Annotated in this window: 19 protein-coding genes; 7 read left to right on the top strand and 12 right to left on the bottom strand. The window is 48.1% G+C overall.

The annotated features are described in order from the left end of the window. Positions 1 to 74 precede the first annotated feature (74 nt). From murB to ACN4EG_RS03200, 3 genes are all read left to right on the top strand, one after another. Positions 75 to 1,079 (top strand): UDP-N-acetylmuramate dehydrogenase, encoded by a 1,005-nt coding sequence (gene murB / locus ACN4EG_RS03210; protein WP_431627730.1) that lies wholly within the window; start codon positions 75 to 77, stop codon positions 1,077 to 1,079. 203 nt (positions 1,080 to 1,282) lie between these two features. Continuing rightward, positions 1,283 to 1,630, top strand: coding sequence for a YbaB/EbfC family nucleoid-associated protein (locus ACN4EG_RS03205; RefSeq protein WP_431627728.1), 348 nt, complete (start codon positions 1,283 to 1,285; stop codon positions 1,628 to 1,630). A 282-nt stretch (positions 1,631 to 1,912) separates the two neighbouring features. Further along, positions 1,913 to 2,410 (top strand): low molecular weight protein-tyrosine-phosphatase, encoded by a 498-nt coding sequence (locus ACN4EG_RS03200; RefSeq protein ID WP_431627727.1) that lies wholly within the window; start codon positions 1,913 to 1,915, stop codon positions 2,408 to 2,410. Between the two features lie 93 nt (positions 2,411 to 2,503). On the opposite strand, the gene ACN4EG_RS03195 is transcribed toward ACN4EG_RS03200, so the two are convergent. From ACN4EG_RS03195 to ACN4EG_RS03185, 3 genes are all read right to left on the bottom strand, one after another. Beyond that, positions 2,504 to 3,211, bottom strand: coding sequence for a response regulator transcription factor (locus tag ACN4EG_RS03195; RefSeq protein ID WP_431627726.1), 708 nt, complete (start codon positions 3,209 to 3,211; stop codon positions 2,504 to 2,506). A 283-nt stretch (positions 3,212 to 3,494) separates the two neighbouring features. Beyond that, positions 3,495 to 3,935 carry a cupin domain-containing protein gene (locus tag ACN4EG_RS03190; RefSeq protein WP_431627725.1) on the bottom strand — a complete coding sequence of 147 codons (441 nt, stop codon included), beginning with the start codon at positions 3,933 to 3,935 and terminating at the stop codon, positions 3,495 to 3,497. A gap of 16 nt (positions 3,936 to 3,951) precedes the next feature. Next, positions 3,952 to 4,296, bottom strand: coding sequence for a hypothetical protein (locus ACN4EG_RS03185; RefSeq protein WP_431627723.1), 345 nt, complete (start codon positions 4,294 to 4,296; stop codon positions 3,952 to 3,954). Positions 4,297 to 4,565: 269 nt separating this feature from the next. Between ACN4EG_RS03185 and ACN4EG_RS03180 the strand changes: the two genes are divergently transcribed. Next, the gene (locus tag ACN4EG_RS03180) at positions 4,566 to 4,859 is read left to right on the top strand and encodes a YkvA family protein (protein ID WP_431627721.1); all 294 of its coding nucleotides are present in this window, start codon (positions 4,566 to 4,568) and stop codon (positions 4,857 to 4,859) included. A 210-nt stretch (positions 4,860 to 5,069) separates the two neighbouring features. On the opposite strand, the gene ACN4EG_RS03175 is transcribed toward ACN4EG_RS03180, so the two are convergent. The 5 genes from ACN4EG_RS03175 to ACN4EG_RS03155 form a co-directional block, all read right to left on the bottom strand. Continuing rightward, positions 5,070 to 6,176 (bottom strand): response regulator transcription factor, encoded by a 1,107-nt coding sequence (locus tag ACN4EG_RS03175; RefSeq protein ID WP_431627720.1) that lies wholly within the window; start codon positions 6,174 to 6,176, stop codon positions 5,070 to 5,072. Positions 6,177 to 6,592: 416 nt separating this feature from the next. Beyond that, a complete protein-coding gene (locus ACN4EG_RS03170; RefSeq protein WP_431627719.1) occupies positions 6,593 to 7,684 on the bottom strand; it encodes a hybrid sensor histidine kinase/response regulator in 1,092 nt (363 codons plus the stop codon). A gap of 39 nt (positions 7,685 to 7,723) precedes the next feature. Continuing rightward, positions 7,724 to 11,635: an ATP-binding protein gene (locus ACN4EG_RS03165; protein ID WP_431627718.1), complete on the bottom strand. Its 3,912-nt coding sequence runs from the start codon at positions 11,633 to 11,635 to the stop codon at positions 7,724 to 7,726. Positions 11,636 to 11,875: 240 nt separating this feature from the next. Further along, the gene (locus ACN4EG_RS03160; protein WP_431627717.1) at positions 11,876 to 12,991 is read right to left on the bottom strand and encodes a hybrid sensor histidine kinase/response regulator; all 1,116 of its coding nucleotides are present in this window, start codon (positions 12,989 to 12,991) and stop codon (positions 11,876 to 11,878) included. A gap of 199 nt (positions 12,992 to 13,190) precedes the next feature. After that, positions 13,191 to 14,471 carry a sensor histidine kinase gene (locus tag ACN4EG_RS03155; RefSeq protein ID WP_431627716.1) on the bottom strand — a complete coding sequence of 427 codons (1,281 nt, stop codon included), beginning with the start codon at positions 14,469 to 14,471 and terminating at the stop codon, positions 13,191 to 13,193. 753 nt (positions 14,472 to 15,224) lie between these two features. Between ACN4EG_RS03155 and ACN4EG_RS03150 the strand changes: the two genes are divergently transcribed. Together ACN4EG_RS03150 and ACN4EG_RS03145 are read left to right on the top strand one after the other, a co-directional pair. Next, positions 15,225 to 18,023 carry a CHAT domain-containing protein gene (locus ACN4EG_RS03150; protein ID WP_431627714.1) on the top strand — a complete coding sequence of 933 codons (2,799 nt, stop codon included), beginning with the start codon at positions 15,225 to 15,227 and terminating at the stop codon, positions 18,021 to 18,023. Positions 18,024 to 18,136: 113 nt separating this feature from the next. Beyond that, positions 18,137 to 18,769: a lysozyme inhibitor LprI family protein gene (locus ACN4EG_RS03145; protein ID WP_431627713.1), complete on the top strand. Its 633-nt coding sequence runs from the start codon at positions 18,137 to 18,139 to the stop codon at positions 18,767 to 18,769. Between the two features lie 58 nt (positions 18,770 to 18,827). On the opposite strand, the gene ACN4EG_RS03140 is transcribed toward ACN4EG_RS03145, so the two are convergent. The 4 genes from ACN4EG_RS03140 to ACN4EG_RS03125 form a co-directional block, all read right to left on the bottom strand. Beyond that, a complete protein-coding gene (locus ACN4EG_RS03140; RefSeq protein WP_431627712.1) occupies positions 18,828 to 20,585 on the bottom strand; it encodes an NAD+ synthase in 1,758 nt (585 codons plus the stop codon). Positions 20,586 to 20,708: 123 nt separating this feature from the next. After that, complete coding sequence (locus ACN4EG_RS03135) at positions 20,709 to 21,596, bottom strand: NUDIX hydrolase (protein ID WP_431627711.1); 888 nt, start codon at positions 21,594 to 21,596, stop codon at positions 20,709 to 20,711. Then, entirely contained in the window at positions 21,542 to 22,153 is a 612-nt protein-coding gene (locus ACN4EG_RS03130; RefSeq protein WP_431627710.1) for a nicotinate-nucleotide adenylyltransferase, read from the bottom strand. The genes ACN4EG_RS03135 and ACN4EG_RS03130 overlap by 55 nt, the downstream gene beginning before the upstream one ends. 3 nt (positions 22,154 to 22,156) lie before the next feature. Continuing rightward, positions 22,157 to 23,524: a nicotinate phosphoribosyltransferase gene (locus ACN4EG_RS03125; RefSeq protein WP_431627709.1), complete on the bottom strand. Its 1,368-nt coding sequence runs from the start codon at positions 23,522 to 23,524 to the stop codon at positions 22,157 to 22,159. Positions 23,525 to 24,205: 681 nt separating this feature from the next. Between ACN4EG_RS03125 and ACN4EG_RS03120 the strand changes: the two genes are divergently transcribed. Further along, positions 24,206 to 24,358, top strand: coding sequence for a hypothetical protein (locus ACN4EG_RS03120; protein ID WP_431627708.1), 153 nt, complete (start codon positions 24,206 to 24,208; stop codon positions 24,356 to 24,358). The last annotated feature ends 168 nt before the right edge of the window (positions 24,359 to 24,526 follow it).

Here is a 24,526-nt window from a genome sequence, read left to right as displayed (position 1 = left end):
AGCACTTTAGTTCATCACACACTTGGACAGCCGCTCATTCGTTTTCCTACTAGGATGTCAGCAACGGTAATACTATGACGCTTTCTCGGAACCCCCTGCCCACGGTTGATGAGCTGGGAGCACCTGCTAGTCTCCGTTATTCACCTTCTCTCAGTTCAATTCTGCTTGACAAGACCGTGAGTTTCCCTGGTACAGACTGTTTGATTAAGTCTAATGTTCTACTTTCAACTTTGACTTCTTTTCAAGTGGGTGGCCCTGCTGAGTGGTATGTTGCTCCCCATTCGGTGCAGGAGTTGCAACTGAGCCTTGCTTGGGCACTTGATCGGAATATCCCAATCACCTTGCTGGGTGCGGGGTCAAACCTATTGATTAGCGATCGGGGTTTGCCGGGGCTTGTGGTAGGTACACGACACCTGAAGCAAGTGATCTTTGACGAAGAGAATGGGTTGCTGACTGTCGGAGCTGGAACAATGTTGCCTCTTCTGGCGCAACGGGTCGCAAAACGGGGCTGGCGGGGATTAGAATGGGCTGTGGGCATTCCGGGCACGATCGGAGGTTCTGTCGTGATGAATGCAGGAGCGCATGGGGGTTGCATTTCTGACATTTTGGTAGAAGTCCAAGTGTTGAACATGGATGGGAGTTGTGAAGTCCTGAAGGCAGATCAATTGGCCTATCGCTATCGGACTTCGAACTTGCAAGGGGGAGGACGGCTAGTAACCCAAGCGACGTTCCAAATGCAACCTGGATTTAATCCAGTGGACGTGCGGAGAGACACAGACTATCATCTCAACCAACGCCACAGTACCCAGCCCTACGATCGACCCAGTTGTGGCAGTGTGTTTCGTAACCCCGAAGCCTATAAAGCTGGCTGGCTGATTGAGCAGGCAGGGCTGAAAGGCTATCAAATTGGGGGTGCTAAGGTCGCTGAACGCCATGCCAACTTTATCCTCAACTGCGGAGAGGCTACAGCAACAGATATCTTCCGGTTAATTCACCATGTGCAGCGTCGTGTTGAACAGCAGTGGTCATTACGGTTGGAACCAGAAGTTCGGATTTTGGGTGAGTTCCAAGCCGCTTAAGGGAGAATAGTGCTTCCTCTTTAACTCACTTTTCTTGCAGCTAATTTTTCCTCTAGCTACTCAAGGGAATTGCTTGCGTTCTAGAGGGAGAGTTCTGCTGATATAGATCTATTTGAGATTGCGAATAGTCTTGAGTTCCTCCTGCACAATTTCCGATCGGTGGCATAATGGAGGCTGCTCAACTCGTACCTGCGTGAGAATTTATGGCACAAGGACAGGGATTTGGCTTCGGTCTCGGTAAGATGAAGGAACTGACTGAAGCAATTAAAAAGGCTCAGCAAGTTCAAGAAGGTGCAAAACAGCTTCAAGAAGACTTGGAGCAAATGGAAATCGAAGGCATTGCTCAGGGTGGGCTGGTCAAGGTTTACATGAGTGGGAACCAAGAGCCACGCCGCGTTGAGATTTCGCCAGAAGCAATGAACGAAGGGGCTGATATGCTTTCGGATCTTGTGATGGCAGCGATGAAGGATGCCTATGAAAAATCTACTGCAACCATGCGCGAACGGATGGAAGAATTAACCGGGGGCTTGAATTTGCCAGGGTTCGGTTGATTGCGCTGGCTTGATCACCCTGGCTTGATCATGGCGTGATGATGCATAGTCCGTTATCACACTGTATAACTTTGCTGCATAGGCTGCATAAAGACGTGTCTGGGGCACGTCTTTACTATGTGATGGCATAGATCGATTGATAGCATGATTGCGGTAGTACGCTAATTGATAACAGCTAAGTTTGGCTGAGTTGCTTTAAGCTGAGTTGTTTGTAGCTTGTTATTTATCTGAACGAAATTTGTCTGAGCGCAGTTGCTTCACTGAGGGGGAATCGTTGTACCCATGGCTGCTTCCTATCGCTTGTTGTTTGTTTGTTTAGGCAATATTTGCCGATCGCCCTCTGCTGAAAATATTATGAATTACCTGATTGAACAGCAGGGATTAGGCGATTTTATTGAATGCGATTCCGCAGGAACTTCCAGTTATCACATTGGCAGCCCCCCCGATCGGCGGATGAATTTAGCGGCGCAACGGCAACTTGGTATTGAACTTAAGGGGCGGGCAAGGCAGTTCCAACCCTATGATTTTGATGAATTTGACCTGATTTTAGCGATGGATCAGGATAACTACGAAAATCTCTATTACTTAGATCGTCAAAGTCAGTACCGGGATAAATTACGCTTAATGTGCGAATTTTGTACAAAGCATGACCTCAAAGAAGTTCCCGATCCCTATTACGGCGGAGAAGCAGGATTTAACTTTGTGATTGATTTGCTGATGGATGCTTGCTCTGGTTTACTAGATCATTTGAGAGAAACTGGCAAAATCCAACTGCCTTAAAGAGAACTCGTGCTAAATATCAAAACTCACGTTAGATAGCAAAACGGTTAAATGACCAATCGATCATCTCATCGATTGCTAGAGGATCAATTGCTAGATGACCAAATGGTGTTCTACTGCATAGCGAACTAGTTCGGCCCGGTTACCTGTACTCGTTTTACGGAGAAGACTGCTGACATGTTTCTCGATCGTGCGGGGACTCAGGTGTAGGCGTTCACCAATTTGAATATTGGATAAGCCTTTGCTCAGTAATTTTAGGACTTCCTGTTCCCGTTGGCTGAATTCTAGGTGGTTTGATAGGTTGAGCGAAAAGTTTTGGGTGGAACCATTACTGTTCATTGATGTAAACGTCTGTTGCTGAGAGGGATCCCGATTGGGATTACGTCCTAAGCTGCCAGACTCTTGGCTCAGTTTCCAATCCATCAAAATCTGCGTCCGATCGAGCAAATTGCGAATAATTGCACTGAGCTCGGTAAATTCAAAGGGCTTTTGCAAGTAGACATCACATCCTAGTTGATAGCCCAACACGCGATGGGGGACATCTGCTTTGCCAGTTAAAAAGATAATCGGTAGCAGGCGCATATCCAGCGATCGACGTACTTGGCGAACGAGTTCATAGCCATCCATCTGAGGCATGGCGATGTCGGTAATCATTAGGTGGGGATGATGGGCTTGGGCAAGGGTGAGCGCATCCTTGCCATTGTCCGCACTGAACACAATATAGCCCTGTGACTCTAAGTAATCGCTTACCGAGAGCCTTGTCCCAGGGTCGTCTTCTGCAACTAAAATTGTCAAAGGCATGGGATGGCGTAGATAAAGCCTAATCCCAGGATAAACCTTTCAGAGAACCTAGTAGGGGAGAATTCACAGTTTGTGTCGCAATTTAGCGTAACTCTGTGACAAGTTTGCCTAGAGAAATCTAAATTTACATAGTGAGCGCTTCCTAGATCTTCCTCACCCATCCATGGATTGGTGACAAATTGAATCGATCAATAATGGATTAGGCTCGATTCATTAGATCGTCAATCCGTTAGACCCTCAATCTATTCGATCCTACACTGGATGCCTTGTTGTTTGCTGTATCCTAGGCAATTTTTCTGCATCGTAGGTCTTCTAGCTGGCGATGGGCTACGTTTAAGTCGTAGGGAAAGGGGCGTCGTAGAGGGACATAGTCTCGATCGTAGGGAGCACTATGACGTAACACTGCATTGACTAAGACGCAAGGTTCCTGGCTTGGATTAATTGCGCCATGGGGCACACCTGGGGGAATAGTGACAACAACTGGGTGGGTTTCGCTGAGGGGAATGTATTGATAGCGACGATTTTGTAGAACCACGAGAACAAAACTGCCCCGTACTACTAAAAGTTGATCGGTTTGAGAGCGATGGACAAACAAATCGTCGATCGCGCCTGCTGCCACACTCACTAACATCGTTTCATGACTAGACTGAGGGGTATAAAACTCAGCCATTCCGCCTTTTATTGAATCTAGCGTGCGAATTTCTACCTGCTTTGTGAGTCCCATAGTGCTTTTCTCACCATTAAAAATCAAGGATCCAGTTAATTTCTACTATATCCATGGTTTTTATGAAAAAATGTGTCATCTTGAACAAAAGTGACACTTTGTGATATATATCGAAATCTATAACGGCATACATTGGCTGAAACAATGGAGAGGATCGATAGGTCATTGATGGGGTATTAATGGAGCGTTGGTGGAGCGTTGGTGAAGTCGTCGTTGTAGAAGTCTGAAAAATATCTGGCAGGATCTGTGAAGCGTGAAGGTGCACATCAACCCACAAACCAGCAGCGCAACCAGCAGCGCAAACCATTTCGTAGTCTCCTAGCCACTCATTGATAAGCTTGGCGAGTTCCTCAACAATCATGGCAGACATTAAGAAAGGCATTTGTAATCTAGAGCCAAGGTTGATCCAAAACCAAGGTTATCGTCCGTTTTGACAAAAATCTGACACTATGGAGGGCAATCCTCCTTTTGGGGCTGTTAATAGTAGATAGATAGCCACAGAATGGGGTTTTAGACTAGCTTTGAAGCATTCATTTGCAATCTATTGATCCGTTCAAATATGCCGATCATCACGATCATCCAGGGTATATCGGTCAAAAGTATGCCAAATCCTATCTCTGACTCTTAATTATGAAACTTCCGACCCAAGTGTTAGCTGATGTTTATCGCCAACTCGTTCGTAATTCTAAATACCGCTGGTTGATTGTGGTGGCATCGATCGCGTATTTAATCAGTCCCCCGAATTTATGGACGGATCTGTTTCCGATCGTGGGTTGGATTGATGATGGATTATTGATTACGTTATTGGTGACTGAATTGACGGCAGCGCTCCAGGAATTCCGCGATCGACGTTTGAGTACAGAAGAAGCTGTGACCGACGATCAGCAAACAACTGTGGATGTAGATTCCACCCAAGTGAAGTAAGCTAACCCAGTCAAGTCAGTTAACTCCGTCCTTGGAAGGACAATTTTCAGCATTGGGTGAGTCTTGCTGTAGACAAGTTGCCATGGAGCAAGATTAAGCGTGATGACTCAGAGTCTATTTCCCAATCGATCAGGATTGATTGGATTGATTGGATTGATTGGGAAACGGTTGATGCAACTAGAGTCCAGCCAGTCATGAACTCATTCCTATTTAGGATTGAGCTATTAAGCCCTGGGTCAGGGCTTTTAGGCATTCCCCTTCTGGCAACATGGGTGTACAGGCCATTAACTGCCAACGGTCGAGAATGGTTTGATTGTTGTAAATAAAAATAGCTAGGTCTTTGTGGTGTTCTAACAAGTGAAAGACAAAGGGCAGCGTTTCCTCACCGGAATTTAAGAAATTGGTACTAATGACGACTGCCTTGGGTGCTAACCAGTCCAAAACAGGTTTTGCTTCCGTTGGGTTGGCTGTGATGTAGGGTTTCCAACCTTGCAATTCCACCTGTTGCGCAATTTGTTCGGCGATCGCCCGTTGTTCTTCTACAATCAATAAACTGATGGCTTCAGGAATGACTTCGGATTCTGCTACAGGTGTTGCTGGCTCTAATGGAAGAGAAGAGTCCTGAGGTGCGATCGTAGCAAAGGCTGTGTTCAATCGATACCCCAGACCGTACACAGTTTCGATGAGATCTTCCATCCCAACGGTTTTCAATTTTTGGCGTAATCCCTTAATGTGAGATTTCACAGTATTTTCTTCAGGCAGTTCATGCTCAAATGACCAGAGTTGATTAATTATTGCCCCTCGACTAAACAACCGCTGAGGATGACGGAGAAATAATTCTAATAACGCTAATTCTTTAGGACGCATGGCCAAAGGTTTACCCTCATAGGAAACCTCACAGGCACAGGGGTCGAGACGTAATTTACCGATTTCTAGGACAGACGACATGGGAAGCTGCTGTCCACGGCGTAATAAGGCACGAACGCGGGCATTTAATTCTGCGAGCCGCACGGGTTTGACTAAGTAATCATCAGCCCCAGAGTCCAAGCCAATAATCTGATCGTGGCTCGTGCCGCGAGCTGTGAGCATGAGCACGGGAATTAACTGACCCTCTTCGCGCAACTTACGACACAATGTAATTCCATCCAGTCGAGGTAGCATGACATCAAGGATAATCAAGTCATATTCCACAGCTTGTAGCATTTCCCACCCTATCAAGCCATCCTGGGCGGTATCGATGAGATAGTGCTGTTCAGATAGGGCATCCACAAATTGTGTGGCCAGATCTTGATTATCTTCAATAATTAGAATTCTCATACTATTTATCAACACGAATTGTAACTACATTATGGGCACCATATTCATTTCAGAAACTAGTAAATTCCTATATTTTATTGATAGAAACTACTCTCCCTGAAGTGAGTAACACTGTTGATCACTGACACGAAACACTTGACTGTTCCCACAGCCTTGCGAGTCACTGGCTTCACTGGGCACCTTCAATGCAAAAACAACTCCGCCTGTAAGGATTGTAGCGATCGCAACAATTGCAACTAAACCTGCTTGATAGAAGTTTTTTTGTAACAGCATGGGCGTGACTTGAATCCTATGCTGTTAGTGTGACTGTCAAAGGTGGAAAACTAGATGAACCCTTTACAAACCCGAGAAATTACTTCATCCTAATTTCATCCTAACTAAACGGCAGTGCTGAAGGGGAACGCGGAACGGTAATGCTAAATAGCAACCGTAAAGATGGAGCCCTTAGGCTCGTTGGCATCCAAGGAAATCCGTCCTCCATGGGCTTCGATCGCCATTTTGCAAAAGGCTAACCCCAAACCTGTTTGCTTCACGCCTTGGAACCCTTCGCCGACTTCATATTTTTGAAATAGACGTTCCTTTAACTCTTCACTCACTCCCCGACCGGTGTCTTTAACGTGAATTTGAACTTGGACTTCCTCGGGATAATTAACGTCGATCGTAACTTGACTATCGTAGGGAGAAAACTTGATTGCATTAGATACTAAATTATCTAAAACTCGTTGAATTAACAGCGGATCAAGGCAGACTAGTTTTTTGTGGGGTGGATGATTGATAATTACTTTGACTCCTTTTTGGGTGGCAATTTCTTCGAATTCTGAGGCGACTTGCTGGCAGAGATGTTCTACATCAAGGTCGCTAGGATTGAGAACGAGTCGTCCCGATTCTAGTTTGGCCATTAATAATAAACTATCCACGAGACATTCCAATTGACGGGTTGCCCCACGAATCTGTTCGACTTTCTTGGCCTGTTTGTCTTGTACACCTGCCATTTCCAAAATGTCGCATGCTAAGACGATCGTTGACAGAGGATTACGCAAGTCGTGCACAATCATGTTGGACATGTCTTCCCGCAGTTGTAAGGAATCTTCTTTTAAGGCCAATAAATGCTGTAACTCGTCATATTGCTGCTTAATTCGCAACATCGATCGTACCCTAGCCCGCAATTCGATCCCATTGACCGGCTTGCCGACAAAATCATCTGCTCCTGCTTCTAAGCAACTGGCGAGATCCTGCTTTGAGTTCAGTGCAGTCACCATAATTACGGGAATATGTTGCCATTGGGGACTCGCTTTGAGCCGACGGCATACTTCCAATCCATCCATCTCGGGCATCATGACATCGAGAAGAATCACATCGGGAACGTGATTTTCTAGGAAGGCTAAGGCAGCGGGGCCACTATTCATATATTCCAGGTGGTAGCCCTCTTTAAACAAAAGAATTTCAACAACATCGAAGTTGTCTGGCTCATCGTCAATCACTAATAGATAAGGAGCAGTGGCTTTCATATAATGGTTACCGTATTGTTACGATCAAGTTTTAGTGTTCTATGGGGTACTAACTGCACAAGCGAGGGGAGGTAGTTTCAGTAACTCATGGATGGTAAGAGTTAACTGTTTTAACGATACTGGTTTTGTCATATATTGATTGGCTCCGGTGGCTAAACATCGCTCCCGATCGCCCTGCATGACAAGCGCAGTTAGAGCAATGATGGGAATGGTTTGGGTCTCTTGGTGAGATCGGATACTCTGAATTGCCATCAAGCCATCTGTCCCCGGCATTTGAATATCCATAATAATGAGTTGGGGTTTTAGCGTTTGACTCATGTAAATGGCTTCTGCACCGTCTTTAGCCATTTTTAATCGATAGCCTTGTTCAATTAAATAATCCGAGAGCATTTCCCGATTGGCTTCGTTATCTTCAGCCAGCAAAATTAAGGGAGCTGGCAGGTTTGGCTTCAACTGTTCATCCGGTTCATAAACCGGGGTTTCAATTAGGGTGGGGGATTGGGGCTTGAGCCAAGGCTTGGTTTTGAGTTGCCAGGGTAGCCTAATCGTGAACTGGCTTCCTTTACCAATCTCACTTGTTACGTCGATCGTCCCATTATGTAACTGTACAATCCGTTTGACCAATGCTAGTCCTAAACCGGTACCTTCATATTGACGATTGAGACTGCTATCAATTTGGACAAAGGATTGAAAGAGTTTGCTGAGATTTTCTTCTGCAATACCAATTCCGGTGTCAATGACATGGAAATAGATTTTTTGATTCGTTTCATCCAACTCCACAATCAATGAAATCTGACCTTGCTCCGGTGTGAACTTCACCGCATTACTCAACAAGTTAATCAGAGATTGACGCATGCGCAGATCATCCACTTGAATATAGATGCCCTCGTCAGGAACCTGTAAATGGATGTTCAGAGATTTTTTAGTAGCGAGTTGCCGAATAAAACTCAAACTAGACTCACACAAATGGCGAATATCAACCATTGCCATGTGTAATTCAAGTTTGCCAGACTCAATTTTTGCTAGATCTAGAATGTCATTAATCAGTTCGAGCAGATGCCGACCACTCCGTTCGATCGTGCCGATCGACTTTAACTGTTTTGCATTGAGATCCCCATAAACCTGATCTAACAACCCTTCCGACAGCCCAAGAATGGCATTAAGGGGCGTTCGCAATTCATGGCTCATATTGGCCAAAAATTCGTCCTTAAGGCGAGTCACTCGGGCTAATTCCAGGTTGGCATCAGCAAGACAATCATTAATGATTTGCAGTTTATCCTCGGCCCGTTTCCGCTCGCTGATATCGATCTGAATAAAGACCGCATTTTGTTCTCGATTGTATTTTTGCGCGATCGTTAAATAGGTAAAGGATTCTGAATCAACTGCATAGGTAATTTCTCGGCTAGCAGATTGCTGCTTCGATGCGAAGAAATCTCTCACGAATTGAACAAATTGACTTTCTTCCTGCCTAAATCCAACTGGACGTCCTGTAAAGTCCTCTGGTTGGAGTTGGAACTGTTCAGCAACTTTGCGATTTACACCTAAATAGGTTTGATTCACATCCACCCAGGAAATTGTCTCAGGGACTGCATTGAGAACAGCTTGGAGCTGCTCCTTGGAGGCTTGCAATGCATTTTCACCCTGCTTACGGGTCATCGCAATCGCAATGTAGGTCGTAACAGTTTTTGCTAGCTTAATTTCCTCTTCGGAAAACACATGGGGTGCATCATAATAGACAATCACTTTCCCTAGGTTCTGATTTTGATAGCACAGTGGGAAGGAAGCAGCAGCCTGAATTGCCTCTACGGCGCGTAAATGCGTTAAAAAGGGAATGCCAGCTGCATCACTAAAATCAGACAGGATGACGACTTGATCATTCAATCCGGTTTGTGAGCTTTCAAAATGATTTTCTACGGCTGTTTGATAGTTTTGACTAAGTCCGACTGATGCTTGATAGCGGGGAATACCCCGATCGTCGGGAATTAAAATTGCGGCAGAAAAGACCTGCAACGTTTGACAAATGCCATTGAGGGCGATCGTATAAATCTCTTCTAAGGTTTCCGCCTGATTGAGATCTAGGACTAAGTGGTAGAGCCAATTTAATCGCTCAATTTGCAGATTGAGTTGGGCTTCTGTGCGTTGGTGCTGCTGAATTTCTGCAATTAACTTTTCATTGGTCAGCGTCAATTCATGGGTGCGTTGCTGCACCCGCTGTTCTAATTTGGCATTCAGTTCATGGAGCGCAGAAGTCACCCGCTGGCGTTCCAGTTCAGAGGCAGCCCGAGCGGCCAAAATTTTCAAAATTCTTTCAAAATGCTCCCGATCGGGCATGGGCAAATTATCAATAATAAATAAATGCCCGAAGGTGGTTCCTTCTCCATCCTGCATGGCTACGCCTAAATAGCTTTCGGCTTCTAGGGCAACTAAATTTTTGTCCTGGGGAAAGAGCGATTGGACATTCTCCGCGCAATGGTAAACACCGTGGCGAAAAACCTGCGCACAGGGTGTTCCGGCAACGGGATAGCGAAGATTGGGAGAAATTTGATGATCGGACCATACTACCAAGGTAGACACCCAGTCACCCTCAAGGGTGCCGATCGCCGCCTGACGAACCCCCAACACTTGGGTGATTTGATGGACAAGAATTCGCAAAAATCGATCGCCCGTGGCAGAAGCTGTGCCTTCTACTAAGTTCCGGAGGGCCACTTCAAATTGGTTCCGTTTATCGGTGATGCTTGGGCATTGACTCATGGGGTGGGCAACCATCTGAAACCCCAAAACCTTGCCAGAACTGTTGCGAATGGGTGAAACTTGAGCGCTGAATCGCCCCCAATGGCCGGTGGGTTGCCGCCACCGTAATTCAAGTCCGATCGGCTCATAGGCCAGTGTCAATAGCTCAGACTGCTGTAAATGTATATAGTCTTGCCAATCCTCTGGATGGATGAACTGACTGAGGCGGTGATCGCTTACATTCCCTGGCGTGGCTCCAATCAGGGTGTAAAACTGAGGGGAACAGTAAGTGATCTGTCCAGCGATCGTATGGGCTAGGAAAATTCTGTTGGGATCGTTCGGACGACTGAGGAAAGCGGTTTCGTTGATCGCAATCCCGGCTTCGGCCTGTTTGCGATCGGTGATATCCGTGATAGTACCCACGTAGCCTGCCGGCTGATTAGGCTGATCCAACGGGAAAATCTGCCCATAGACCCAGCGCAGCACACCATCGGGATGCTGAAATCGATATTCGGCAACAAATTCACTACAGGTACTGACTGCATATTGCCATAGCGTTGCGACCTGTCCCCGATCCTCTTCGTACACGGTGGTGAGCCAGTCCGTATGGAGAATCTCAGACAATAAGCATCCTGTAATTTGACCGTAGCGATCGTTGGTTGCTTCATAGGTGCCCGTCGAACTCAGCCAAAAAACACCCACTGGGGAGATCTGCGCCAGTTGGGCATAGCGTTGCTGGGAGAATGGGCCAGCGATCGCAGAAGCTCCTTGGGGAGCTAGAGTAAGGGATCCATTGTGTGTAGGTTTTGGGAATGACGGATTGACGCTAGCTTGAGCAAGGGTCAACAAACAGTGAAGGGTTAAGGAGAATAGTTCTGGTTGGAGGATCCCATAGGAGAGATAACTGCATTCTGGCGACTCGTTCCAACCTAGCTGTCTTGGATTGCAATCATCTGGGCCAATCCAGAGGCAAGGGATGCCCAAGGCTTGCAAGGTTTGTTGCGCAGAGAGAATTATATTGGTGTCCCAAGCTTCGCCTAAGTCAATTACGACTAGCTGAGGACGTTGCTCTCGACAAAAAGTGAGTCCTGTTTCTAGGGAGAGCCCTGTCGTGACTTGAAACTGATGCCGCCGATCGTGATTCAACCAGTCGAGATAACGGTCTCTCAACGGGTTAGCTGCCTCAATCAAGAGGATCGACGTGGGCGGATCAAAAGGCATAAAATTAGCGATTGTTCGGCAAGTGAATCAGCACAGAGTAGCCAGTCTTATTCATTCCAGCATTCACCATCATTTCAACAAATCCCTCATTGTCATCAAAATCCTACGGTAAGTTGCCTTTGAGAGAATGGGTGCTGGCAGAAGAGATCCTCCTAACAGAATGCAGTTTTGGCAAACGCCAGCCTTGGCAGAATTTAGGAGGTACATTCCTCTGGAATGATGGGAGGATTGACGATCGTGTTATGACGCGATCGTGGGTACTGGCCCCGAGGGCGGAAGATGCAAAGTGAGATGGGTTCCCAGACCCAATTGGCTAGTGAGGGTGAGCTGGCCACCAAACCATTCAATTAGACGCTTAGCAATGATTAACCCCAACCCAATTCCCTGTTGTTCATAGGTTGATCGCTCAAATTGCACATAGGCACCCAAAGCTTTGACCTGCTGAGTATTCATTCCTCGCCCCTGATCAATGACTTCCAGGTAATATTGATCGTTCTTGACGTAGCCGATCACCTGCACAGGCGTATTCTGCTCTGAAAACTTAAATGCATTGTCGATCAATTCAATGGCAATTTTTTCCATGTATTGAACTGAGATACCAACTTCACATTCTTGCAGAGCAATGTGAAGATCTGGGGTACGATTCCAACGACGAGCCACCTCTTGGGCGCTGTATTGAACAATTTCATCTACCCTACAAGCTTCCGAAGCCTTTCCGATGGGTAGTGTTCCGATGCGGCTTTGCAGCTCTAGATCCAGGTAGAGGAGTGCATTTTGGGTCAAGTGATGGAGTCGTTTTGCGGAAGTGCGAATAAACTCTAGCAATTCGACAATCTCAAATTCTTCTAACTCATCTCGATCGTTCAGCAGCAGATCGGTGGAGCAGAGAATTCCATTCAGCGGTGTATTCAGTTCGTGGGGCAGGGCTTGCTTGATGGCATCCCGAAATTGACCAATGCGGGATTGGGTTTGGTCTTCGGAAATGGCTTGTTTGGTCAGTTGGGTGGAAACGGCTCGGAGCAATTCATCCGCCGTAAAGGGTTTGGTGAGATAGTCATCTGCCCCTGCTTCCATGCCTTGACGCAAATCCCGTCGATCGGCTTTGGCTGTCAGAAAAATAAAAGGAATGCCAGCCGTCGCATCTTTCTGTCTTAGAGATTGCAATACCCCATGCCCATCGAGTTCGGGCATCATGACATCACACAAAATTAAATCCGGTTGCGTTTGTTCCGCTAACTGAAGTCCCCGCAGCCCATCGGGAGCCACGATCGGATCATAGTTAGACAGCATCAAAATTTCTTCAATATTGGCCCGAATGGCCCCTTCATCTTCAATGACTAGAATTTTTCCCACCATGGTTGACCTCCCATTTCATGATGGCTAGCAATTGTTGCTTTCAACATCGCCAAAACTATCTAGCCATCCTTTGCGAATTATTTTTTACAGCAAATTGATCTGTAAAAATACGTGCCTTTCTCAATGTGTGCGTTAGTCAAAATGTATGCGTTAGTCAAAAGGAATCCATCATGCAGGGTTGCTGGACTCAGGATTGATTTCAACGCGGTAGAGTGACCGTAAAAATGCTGCCTTGATTGAGCCGACTTTCAACTTCCAACTGTCCACCATGCAAAGCAACACATTTCTCGACAATACATAGCCCCAGTCCTGTTCCTGGAATAGTACCCACATTTTGTCCCCGATGAAACAACTGGCAGATCTGAGGTAAATCTTCGGGTACAATTCCCATCCCTTGATCTTCAATGGCAATGCGAAGGTTGGTTTCCCCTAGGGTGACTGTAATTTTGATTACACTTTCTGGGTGGGAATATTTACTGGCGTTGGACAAGAGATTGGTCATGATCTGACGGAAGAGGGTGCGATCGATCAAAGAATTACATCCAGACGATCGTGGATGAAGGGGGTTAACCGCTTGAGGCTCAGATCCTTGGGACGAGTGCATCACTGCTGACATTTCGATTAAGCGATCGGGCGACTGGACTTGGAGTTCTCCCACCATCCCTTGAATCAACTCTAGGCAGTCACAGGTGATTGGCCGAAATTCTAAGTATCCTGTATCAACTTTATAGAGTAATAGGATTTCATCTAAAATTTGAGTTGTGTGTTGCACATAAGTTTGAATACATTGCAAGTGATGATTCTTCTTACTAGCATCAATTTGATCGCCAAAATTGCTCAGAATGCTAGCTGAAGAGGCAATCACTGCGAGGGGTGTACGAAGCTCGTGGGATGCACGGGTAACAAAGTAGGTACACAGTTCGCTGAAGGCTGGATCGGAGTAACACACTTGAGTTGTGTATGGGCGCTCTATGCTCCCTGGATGGGTAAACTGAGAGAAAATGGATGGGTGGCTGAATTTCGCCGATCGGGGTTCAGGTTGGGGAGTCATTTCGTTGACTGGCCTGAGTTTCAACAGCAAAATAGAGCCTTGGCCAGTACTTTGATTAAGGATATGGCGGTGCATTTCTGCCCGCATTTTAATCGGTGTCAGATACTTAGTTTGTAGCCAAATTTCTATAGATTCTTCCAGATGGCCGAATTTCTGGCAGAAGAGATCTAAAGCGCGATCGCTGTTTTCTGAGTCTGCATTGGGCACTATCAGATCATGCCAAAAAAGTTGCTGCGCTTCCAGCAAGCTATATCCTAGTTGTTCTTGCCAAGTCTGATTGACATAGAGAATTTGACCGTCCTGGAGAGACATAAATTGAACTGCCTCGGGCAAACTATCTAGGCAAAGATTCAGCAGTGTCTCCTTGGCTTGAAGTTCATCTTGGAGGTAGAAAACTTGATCTTTTAAAACATCAATTGTCGCTTCCATTCTTGTTTGACTCAATGTATTACTTAACATGATGTGGCTCTCGCAGATCTTTGGCCTGATCAACCATAGGAACTCTAACTACAGAGAAGTTGTCTGAGGGCAGATCGATTGAAAGAGCCTCATTCCAATCCAAGGAGGAAAAGCGAATCTTTCGATCGACTAAGTAAGGTCAATTAATAACGTTAATTAATTTTGGGATTACAGGAGTACAAATCGAAAGGCAAAGTCACTACCCAATCGTTTTGGGCAGCTTGCATACAGATTACCCATTTGAGGTAGCCTTTGCACATTTGCTAGAAAGCTTCTGCTGAATGGTCTCTGCGAGAAGGTTCTCTTTTAAGCACCTCAGATTTTGAACCCGTAGAATTCCTTTTCTATTCAGACTGCTACTCAGATTGTAGAAAGTTCATTTAAAGCTCCCTTCTCAGTGATTGTGATATTTACGGAAACTTAAACGTCAACATTTTGGCCACAGGATTCTAATGATCCCTAGGACATCTGAAAAACTACTGAGGAAATTGCCGTCGGCTTGGCTGTCAATAGGTCATTCTATTTAGATAGCACTACTAAATGAATTATCTTCGCTTCACCTTATCTACATAAAACAGTATGTTTGTGCAATGGTAGAGCACGGAGACCACAAAATACTGTCTTGGTGATAAATCAGCGATATAAGAAGGATTACGGATTTTTCAGGCTTTGGGGGAATGCTGGAATTATCCCCGTCTTCCAACTAATGCCTAGATAACAATCATGGTTCTTTCTCTCTTAGCCTTACTAGGATATCCATCGATCGCGCCATCCCCGATTTCTACCGTCAATCCCGTCTCGATTTCCCGATCTCCGATCGGGAAGCCGATCGCTCGTCCCCAGGCTCCCAATTTTTCCTCCCTTGCCACTGCCTCCCTTGCCACTGCCTCCTTTTCCAATGTGTCCGTGGAATCTGGGAGCTCAGCTTGGGATCGTTGTCGGCAGCAGTGGCAAGCCAAAAAATTAGAAGCTGCATTGAATTTTTGCCAAGGGGCATTAGAGCAGGCTCGGCAGCGGGGCAATCAGGAAATGGAAGGACGCATTCTCACCAGTTTGGGGATTCTCTATCGATCGTTGGGGCAACCGTCGCAGTCAATGCAAGCCTTGACCGAGAGTGTGGCGATCTATCGCCAGATTCAAAATGCCCCAGGGTTATCCATGGCGTTGTTTTATTGGGGGCAGGGGCAAACCATTCAAGGGAATTTCGATCGGGCGATCGCGGCTTATCAAGAAGGGTTACGCCTCATCCAGCCCCAGCAGGATTGGAGTAAGAGGGTACATTTTCTGTTTCATATCAGTGGCACGTATTCCCTCCAAGGCAAGTTGGATGCGGCGATCGCAACCTATCAAGATATTTTGATCCAGGCAAAACAGTGGGGCGATCGGGAGAGTGAATTTAGTGCGTTGAATGGTTTAGGCAGTTCGTATACCACCCAAGGCAACTATGCCAAAGCGATCGAATATCACCAACAAAGCTTGCAGCAGGCCGAAGCTCGGCAAGCCCAATTTCCCCAAGCTCGCTTTCAAACCGTTCAGGCGCTGAGTAGTCTTGGCCTGGTTTATTACACGATCGGCGATTACGATCGGGCGATTGCCACCTATCAAAAGGCGTTGCCCCTGGCCCAACAGATTAAAGATGAGCGGGGAGAATCGGCGGTTTTGAGTGGGTTGGGACTGATTCACTCAGCTCGCAAGGAATGGCAGCGAGGTATTGAATATCAACAGCGGAGTCTAGTGTTAATTCGCAAATTGGGCGATCGGGCGGGCGAGGCCAGTATGCTTGCCAACTTGGGTGGGGCCTATCGCAATGCCAATAAATTTAAAGAAGCGATCGCGGCCTTTGAACAAAGTGCGGTCATTGCGCAGGATCTGGGGGATCTGCCTCGGCAGGGACGAGTATTGGCGAATTTGGGCAGTGTGCATCGCAACCAACGGCAAAGGATGCAAGCCATTGCTTACTATCAACAAAGCTTAGGGATTGCTAAAAGAACGGGCGATCGAGATTTAGAAAGCTATGCTTTATTCAACTTAGGATTTGTCCATTTTGAATCGGGAAAATTAGCTGAGGCCGAACAATTTCTACGATCGGCCATTACGGTGCGCGAAACTCAACGGCAACAGTTGGGGCAACGGGATAGGTTGAAAGTGGCGATCGGGGATATGGAAATTACTGCCGATAGTTATCGCTATTTGCAACGGGTTTTGGTGGCGCGGAATCAACCGGAAGCGGCGTTGGAAGTGGCGGAGTGGAGCCGCGCCCGTGCCTTTGCAGATTTGGTGGCGCAGCGCTTAGAGTCTGCTCCGAATCCGGCATTAGTAGAACCTCCGATTAACCTGCAAACCATTCGTCAGATTGCCCGCCAACAAAATGCCACGATCGTGGAATATTCCATTCTTGATGGTGGCTACGATATTACGACCCAAGGCCAGGGAGCGGATGCGGAACTGTTGATTTGGGTGATTCAGCCGACGGGTAAAATTACTCTGCGGCGAGTGGCGATCGGTGAAATGTTGCAGAAATCGCTGCCTCAATTAGTGAGCCTGAGTCGGGAACAGGTGGGCGTGCGGGGCAAAGTGAGTGTGGTGCGGGTAGCGGATTCTCGTACAACCGAGTCCGATACGCCGCCGCCGTTAACTACGTTGCATCAACTGTTGATTGATCCAATCGCTGATCTGTTGCCGAAACAGTCGAGCGATCGGGTGATTTTTGTACCTCAAGGATCGCTCTTTCTCGTGCCCTTTGCGGTGTTGCAGGATGCCCAGGGCAAGTATTTAATTGAAAAGCATACGTTAGTAACAGCTCCTTCGATTCAAGTATTGGAGTTGATTGGGCAGGCGCAGCAACGGGGCAAATCGACGGCGAATCCTCCGTTACCTCAGCAAAATCAAGCGGCGCTGATTGTGGGGAATCCGACGATGCCGCAGCTTCCTGCGATGGATGGTGCCGAACCGGAAATCTTGGAAAGTTTACCGGGTACGGAGCAGGAAGCCAAGGAGATTGCGGCATTGTTTAATACGCAGCCGTTGCTGGGGGCTGCCGCGACTAAAGCCGCCGTGCTGCAACGGATTTCCCAGGCAAAAACGGTGCACCTCGCGACCCACGGCCTGCTGGATGATATCCATGGGGTGGGGATGCCGGGGGCGATCGCGCTGGCTCCGGACGGTCAGGATGATGGATTTCTGACGGCGCGGGAAATTATGGATCTGAAGCTGTCAGCGGAGTTGGTGGTTTTGAGTGCCTGCGATACGGGGCGGGGACAAATTACGGGGGATGGGGTGATTGGGCTGTCGCGATCGCTGTTTGCGGCGGGGGTGCCGAGTGTGGTGGTGTCTTTGTGGCAGGTGCCGGATACAGCAACGGCCTATCTGATGACGGCGTTTTATCGCAATTTGGCCCAGACGCCCGATAAGGCCCAAGCTCTGCGGCAAGCGATGCTGCAAACGAAGGAGAAGTATCCCGATCCCCGTGATTGGGCAGCTTTTATGTTGATGGGGGAAGCGGATTCGGTGCAGGGGCCGTGATGTCGTTTAACGTTGGCTGGTGGGGAGCCAGGGTTTTGGGCAAGACCTCTATACCTACCAGGTGGTAATAGATCAGTGGCATTGGTTTACAGCCAGTCAAGATGGGGAAAAATATGGTGAATTACGATCGCGCCTTTTTCGGGTTTATCTCAGGGATTACCGTCATTTTTAGTGGGGTGGCTTTTGCTCAACCCGCACACGCACATACCCCTTCAACCACCTCTTTAACCATTGGAATTCCGGCGATCACTTGTCCAGATGATGGCCAAATCTCGTTAAATCGCTGTGCTGTCTATTGGTCAAAAACCACGGATTTTCTGCAAACCCAGCTTTATCAAGATGAAGTGAGCGCTCTCCCGCAGCGATATCGACCCATGTTTACGATCGCTGAAAACGATTGGCGGCGCTACCGTCAGCGGCATTGTGACGCCATGATTGAACCCTTTACCGGGGCTTCCATGGCACCCATGCTGTATCACCGCTGTTTGGCAACCGTGACCAACGATCGCATTGCTGATCTCCAAGGGCTCACTCCCGTTTCTGACAGCCCGGACGTCGATCAAATTCAGTCACTCATCACAGAACTGAAGCAAGATCCGGTGCAGCAAATTTGGAATCGCTATCAAGCGGAATACTGCCAATTTGAAGCCCAGGCTTTCCGCCAATCACCGCGCAGCCAATCCTGCCCTAGTCGCTTAAGCCAAGCTCGGCTGCGCCATCTCAAGGCCATGATGGAGAGCCGTTAGGCATTCTCGCTATGATGGCGGGTGATAGGCACGATCGCAGTTGCACCGATCTCTGGTTTTATTTAGCAGGGGACACTACTTGACCTGTCGGGAGCCAGCGTTGGGCGATCGGCATCCGCCAGCCGGTACCGAAGGCCCGATCTGTAATCTTCAGTCCCGGTGCGGCCTGTCGGCGTTTGAATTCAGCGATTTTAACCAAACGGGCAATTTTCTGAACGACTGCCCGATCGAAGCCTGCGGCAATAATTTGTTCAGCGGATTCATGGTTCTCCACCAATCTCGCTAAAATGTCGTCCAGCACATCGTAGGGCGGTAGGGAATCCTGATCGACCTGTCCCGGCTTTAGTTCTGCGCTGGGTGGTTTCGTCAGGATGTGGGTGGGAATGATTTCTGTACCGATCGTAGTCGGTAAGTGAGTGATCGCTAAGTTGTGCACTTGACCTTGCTGTACCTGCTGATTTAACCATTCGCATAGGGAATACACCCGTGTTTTAGGAACATCCGCGATCGCGGCCAACCCCCCATTCATATCACCGTAGAGGGTACAGTAGCCCACGGCCATTTCCGACTTATTCCCCGTAGAAATCAACAGGTAGCCAAACTTATTCGCTACACCCATCAGCAAAGTGCCCCGAATGCGCGATTGAATATTTTCCTCTGCGACTCCAAACTCCGTTCCGGCAAAGATGTCCGCCAGCGATCGATCGAAGGCTTCCATCGCAGCCCCAATGGGAATTGTCTGGGTTTTGATCCCTAGGTTATGGGCGAGATCCAGGGCATCGGTAATGGAGTGATCGGAACTGTAGGGCGACGGCATCAGAATGCCCAGCACATTGTCTGCCCCCAAGGCCGCCGCCGCGATCGCGGCAACTAACGCCGAATCAATTCCCCCACTCAAGCCCAACACTGCCTGGGTAAAGCCACATTTCCGGGCATAGTCCCGCACCCCCAGTACCAACGCCAACCAAATTTCTGCATCCGTTGAGGTGGGTAACGCCGTGGGACTAGCAGGGACTTGGGAAACTAGGTTGTGAGTAGCAACATCGTATTCCAGCAGCAACAAATCGGTCGCAAAGCACTGGGCACGGCTGACCAGACTGCCATCCCGATTCACCGCAAAGCTGCCCCCGTCAAAAATCAAGTCATCATTTGCACCCACTTGATTGGCATAGACGATCGGCTGATTAAACCGTTGGGCGGTATGTTGCAGCATCCGTTCCCGAATCCGTTGCTTGCCAATGCTATAGGGGGAAGCCGACAAATTCACCGTAAACGCCACTTGCAGTTCCGCTAAATCCGCGATCGGGTTATCTGCATAGTTTCGCTTGCCCCAGAATTCTTCGTCATTCCACAGGTCTTCGCAAACGGTTAGACCAATGTGAAGGCCATCTAAATAAAAATGGTTGGGTTGATTGCCCGGTGCAAAATAACGATCCTCGTCAAACACATCATAGGTTGGCAACAAACGCTTATGGAAGACTTGTTTAACCTGACTGTTTTCAATCAAGGCTACAGAATTGAACAGAGGTTTTCCACCTTGGTGGGCGGCTTGGGGATTAACTTCCACGGTACCGATTAAGGCGACTAAGCCCTGGGGCAGTTGTTGCGCGATCGTTTGCAACATGTCCGATAACTCAGCAATGAAACTGGGATTGAGTAATAGATCCCGTGGCGGATAGCCGCAGAGGGACAGTTCCGGGGTCAGGAGCAGCCGTGCGCCTTGGGCCGCTGCCTGCTGGGCCGCTTGCACGATCGCTTGGGCGTTGTTGGGCAAATCTCCAATGGTCGGGTTGAGTTGAGCGATCGCGATTTTCATAATGCTCCGGGAAATGAGAGAAAATTAAATGTATTTTTTCCGGTTCCCCCTTTATTAAGGGGGGGGAGGGGGGATCTCAACCCACGTTGGGATCTACTGATTCTTGTGAAAGACTGATTCTTGCTAAATAAAGATTAAAGGCTTATCTTTAAACGGTGCAAAAGCTTCACTATCGAAGCGGTACAAACTGGCGGGGCGTCCGGCTCCTCGGGAAGTTTTGATTCCCGTATCCGATAGGAAGCCGAGCTTGAGTAACCGCGATCGGAAATTGGAATAGTCGGAAAAGTTTTCCCCTAGTACCGTGGTATAGAGTTGATAGAGATCGCCTAATGTAAACAGTTCTGGCAATACATCAAAGGCCACGGGGCTATATTCTAATTTATTCTTTAAGCGACAGTGTCCATATTCCACAATACGATGGTGATCAAACGCTAAGGGAGGCAACTGATCTACGGGATACCAAGCAATACCACTGACGCCATCGGCAATCAGTTCTGCCTCGGCATAGCGCACCAATGCGAAATAACTCACCGATAAATACCGCACCCCGTAACTTTCTTCGGCTTCGCGCGGATCACGGTGCGGTCCCCCGAAGGTATAGAGTTGTTCTAAATAGAGATTTTGAACCCGAATTTTTTCCGCCAGAATGCGATAGGCGGCCTTTTCCAGCGATTCGCCTTCCCGGACGAGGGTTCCCGGTAAGCTCCAATGGCCTGCGAAGGGTTGATCTTGGCGCATTACCAGTAAGACCAATAACCGATGCAAATTTGTGTCCACGGAAAAAATGACATTATCCACCCCCACTCGAAAATCAGCGAGGGGTTCGCCTTTGCGGGATGTCCAGCGACCGGACGATCGCCCCGCCCGTTGCACCCGAGCGGTTGCTTTATGACTGATGGATGGCTCACTGGCTAATGGCTCGCTCGCTAATGGTTCACTGACTAATGGCTCACTAGCTAGTTGGTCGCTGGTTGCCGAAGTGCTAGGGGCTTTTGAGTTTCGTCCGGCCATTCGTAGAGTTGCTCCTGGTGGATATAGGATTGGATACTGGGAGGAACGCTGGAGGCATGCAGTTGTGTACGGTAAGCCGTGGATGAGACATCTGGGGTTGCCAGGTCAGCAATTTCGATCGTGGTTCCCAGTTGCCTGAGTCGATCGATCGCCTGCGGATCTAACACATACCCGGGTCGGGGAATGACCACGAGATGCACCTGCGAGAGCAGTTGTTGGGCTTGGTACCAGGTGGGAATTTGCGGCACAATGTCTGCCCCGATCGTCAGGGTAAATTCTCCCTCTGGCCAGTATTCCTGCGCCTTGGCTAGGGTAAATAGGGTTCTGGGATAACTCAACTCCGGATAGACCCGCACTTTTGTTTCCGGTAGGTGCAATTCCTGCACTAATAGTTGCATCATCCGAGTGCGGTGGGGCAGCGGTACCTGATCGGCTTTAAACGGATTATCCGAAGCCCAGACCGCCACGTGGTCAAACCGTTGCACCAACCACTGCAAAATCGTCAGATGGCCCAAGGTCGGCGGATCGGCACTCGTCCCAAAAAGAGCAATTTTCATGGGTTAATGCATTCCTACAGGCGCTGAATGGAGGCGATTTTTCGTTTGGGTCAGTAACTGCTGTAAGTCTTCTGACAGTTGGGGGGTAACAGGGGTGGGCTGGGTAATTTGTCGCACTACTGAAGGCAAGGTGGCCATCGATCGGGCGGTGGTTGCGGCAATGTCCGCCAGTGATTTGATCGGTTGCAGCCGTTCACCCTGTTTCATCACCGGCTGTAACAGTTGGGTTTCGTCAGCCTGCGGTGCCTCCGTGATTAAACCCAGGCGATCGTGGTGAAGGATTCCATCCGCGTAGGAACGGAAAATTTGTTTACGCCCCGGATAGGTCAGCTTGCCTGCGGATTCTTTCATCACAGGAATGCCGTCGATGTCCACGAGTTTATACACCCCATTCACCGGAGCCCCCGTGACCAATTGCGTGCCAATACCATAGCCATCAATGCAAGCCCCTGCGGCCTTCAGTTCCGCAATGCGAAATTCATCCAAATCCCCACTGGCAAAGATATTGACCGTCGGTAAAAGTTGTCGCACCTGCTGGGAGAGCGGAGCTAAATCCCCGGAATCGATCCGTACCCCGGATAGGCTCATGTCATGGTTGGCAATACGATCGCGCAATGCTTCTGCTGCATGAATGACATCGTAGGTGTCAATCAAAAGGGGAGCGCTGGGGAAATAACGGTGAAACGCTGAAAAGGCTTCCTGCTCACTGCCTTCGATCGCGCCTAAGGCCATGACCAAAGCATGGGCCATGGTTCCCACGGGCTTCTGTCCCATTTTGATGGCAGCAAGCACATTCGACGTTGCGTCAAATCCTGCGGCGATCGCGGCGCGGGCTGCCCACAGTGCAGCCTGAGGACTGAAGGCACGGCGAGTCCCAAATTCTAATAAATGGGCTTCTGCGCCCGCCACATCGCGCATCCGGGCCGATCGGGTCGCAACTAACGTTTGATAGTTAATCACATTCAGCAAATAGGTTTCCACCAGTTGCGCTTGCCACAGGGGCGCTTCCACCCGCAGGATGGGTTCGTTGGCAAAAATCGCCGTTCCCTCCGGCACCGCCCAGATATCACCGGTAAATTTTGCGGTTTCCAATAACTGCCAAAAGCGATCGGGCGCATGGGCAAAAATCCCCGTTTGCTGGAGTGCTGCAATGTGCTGGGGGGTGAAATGCAACGATTCCAGATAGGCCAGCGCTTCCTCTAACCCCATGGCAATGAGGTAACCCAATCCCGCTGGCAACCGTCGCACAAACAACTCAAAACTGGCGGTGCGCTGATCAAGCCCTTCCCCCACGTAGCAAGCCGCCATGGTTAATTGATATAGATCAGTCAGGAGGCTGTTATCCTCCGATCGCATTTCTAAAACTGGCATAACATCACCCTTTCCGACATCCTTGTCTTCAAGATTGCATCTAAGATTCTGTGCTGATGGATTAGGGTGGGAGTAACCCTCTTATTGTTAGTTATAGTTAATCTTACCAAAAATGTCAAGGATGATTTTCAATATATACCGGGGCTGAACACCAGTCTGGGATCCTCAGATTGTTTGTAGATTGACGTTTGCTTAGCTTTGTAGAGGGGGCTAGCACCTAATAATTTCTTGAATAAGGATCCAAGTTTTGGTGTTATCTATCAAAATACTGTAAAGCCAGGGACCTTTAGGGCTGGAATTCCTGCGATTGGGGTCAGACATCAAGAATCACAAAGAATTCCCACGTCCTCCGCTCGATCGGTTTAAACTATGAGGTAAGTCAACAGACCACAACATGTTGATTAAATTGACTGATTTCCTAACAAATCGAAATCATTTCCATTGCGAAGTATTTCCCTTCAAGACGTACTTTGACAAAGCTTAAAAAATCGCGTTCTCTACGATCCAAAAGTGGGGAGGTGTCCTGATAATTAGCAGAATCATGTAATCAGTTCGATCGATATCCGTTATTCGATCGTTCATTTATCTTCTAGTTGTCATTCAAAATGTCATTTAACTATCTGACATGCTGAGTGACGTTCCATTCAGCCATCCATTATTTTACTGTCACTGAGGTTTGCTATGGGCATCTCTAAGGTATTTACGAATGTGATTGGGTTTGTTTCGGATGCGCTCAGCCGTATTTTTGGGCTTGATGATGATGATTATCCTGTAACGGGCATCCAACCCTACAGCGGCGATATCAATGAGGATACCCATGCCTCAAATTGGTAGGAGTGTTGTTGAGTGGGGTTGTGAGTAAATCTCTATACCAGAATTAAAAAAGCCTAAGGAACTAGGGTGAGGTCGAAGATCTGACTGATCACGTCTAACTGATCACGATTACCACCCTAGTTTTTGTGTGGACTTGTTTTTGTTACGCAATTTTCACCTGTAGTGTTT

Origin of the sequence: Alkalinema pantanalense CENA528, from assembly GCF_050753345.1 — a bacterium.
GTDB lineage: Bacteria > Cyanobacteriota > Cyanobacteriia > Leptolyngbyales > Leptolyngbyaceae > Alkalinema > Alkalinema pantanalense.
This window is presented reverse-complemented; position numbering and strand designations above follow the sequence as displayed.

Bases quoted from the DNA above. Each gene is read 5' to 3' on its own strand.
- murB (WP_431627730.1), top strand. From the start codon at position 75: ATGACGCTTTCTCGGAACCCCCTGCCCACGGTTGATGAGCTGGGAGCA.
- ACN4EG_RS03205 (WP_431627728.1), top strand. From the start codon at position 1,283: ATGGCACAAGGACAGGGATTTGGCTTCGGTCTCGGTAAGATGAAGGAA.
- ACN4EG_RS03200 (WP_431627727.1), top strand. From the start codon at position 1,913: ATGGCTGCTTCCTATCGCTTGTTGTTTGTTTGTTTAGGCAATATTTGC.
- ACN4EG_RS03195 (WP_431627726.1), bottom strand. From the start codon at position 3,211: ATGCCTTTGACAATTTTAGTTGCAGAAGACGACCCTGGGACAAGGCTC.
- ACN4EG_RS03190 (WP_431627725.1), bottom strand. From the start codon at position 3,935: ATGGGACTCACAAAGCAGGTAGAAATTCGCACGCTAGATTCAATAAAA.
- ACN4EG_RS03185 (WP_431627723.1), bottom strand. From the start codon at position 4,296: ATGATTGTTGAGGAACTCGCCAAGCTTATCAATGAGTGGCTAGGAGAC.
- ACN4EG_RS03180 (WP_431627721.1), top strand. From the start codon at position 4,566: ATGAAACTTCCGACCCAAGTGTTAGCTGATGTTTATCGCCAACTCGTT.
- ACN4EG_RS03175 (WP_431627720.1), bottom strand. From the start codon at position 6,176: ATGAGAATTCTAATTATTGAAGATAATCAAGATCTGGCCACACAATTT.
- ACN4EG_RS03170 (WP_431627719.1), bottom strand. From the start codon at position 7,684: ATGAAAGCCACTGCTCCTTATCTATTAGTGATTGACGATGAGCCAGAC.
- ACN4EG_RS03165 (WP_431627718.1), bottom strand. From the start codon at position 11,635: ATGCCTTTTGATCCGCCCACGTCGATCCTCTTGATTGAGGCAGCTAAC.
- ACN4EG_RS03160 (WP_431627717.1), bottom strand. From the start codon at position 12,991: ATGGTGGGAAAAATTCTAGTCATTGAAGATGAAGGGGCCATTCGGGCC.
- ACN4EG_RS03155 (WP_431627716.1), bottom strand. From the start codon at position 14,471: ATGGAAGCGACAATTGATGTTTTAAAAGATCAAGTTTTCTACCTCCAA.
- ACN4EG_RS03150 (WP_431627714.1), top strand. From the start codon at position 15,225: ATGGTTCTTTCTCTCTTAGCCTTACTAGGATATCCATCGATCGCGCCA.
- ACN4EG_RS03145 (WP_431627713.1), top strand. From the start codon at position 18,137: ATGGTGAATTACGATCGCGCCTTTTTCGGGTTTATCTCAGGGATTACC.
- ACN4EG_RS03140 (WP_431627712.1), bottom strand. From the start codon at position 20,585: ATGAAAATCGCGATCGCTCAACTCAACCCGACCATTGGAGATTTGCCC.
- ACN4EG_RS03135 (WP_431627711.1), bottom strand. From the start codon at position 21,596: ATGGCCGGACGAAACTCAAAAGCCCCTAGCACTTCGGCAACCAGCGAC.
- ACN4EG_RS03130 (WP_431627710.1), bottom strand. From the start codon at position 22,153: ATGAAAATTGCTCTTTTTGGGACGAGTGCCGATCCGCCGACCTTGGGC.
- ACN4EG_RS03125 (WP_431627709.1), bottom strand. From the start codon at position 23,524: ATGCCAGTTTTAGAAATGCGATCGGAGGATAACAGCCTCCTGACTGAT.
- ACN4EG_RS03120 (WP_431627708.1), top strand. From the start codon at position 24,206: ATGGGCATCTCTAAGGTATTTACGAATGTGATTGGGTTTGTTTCGGAT.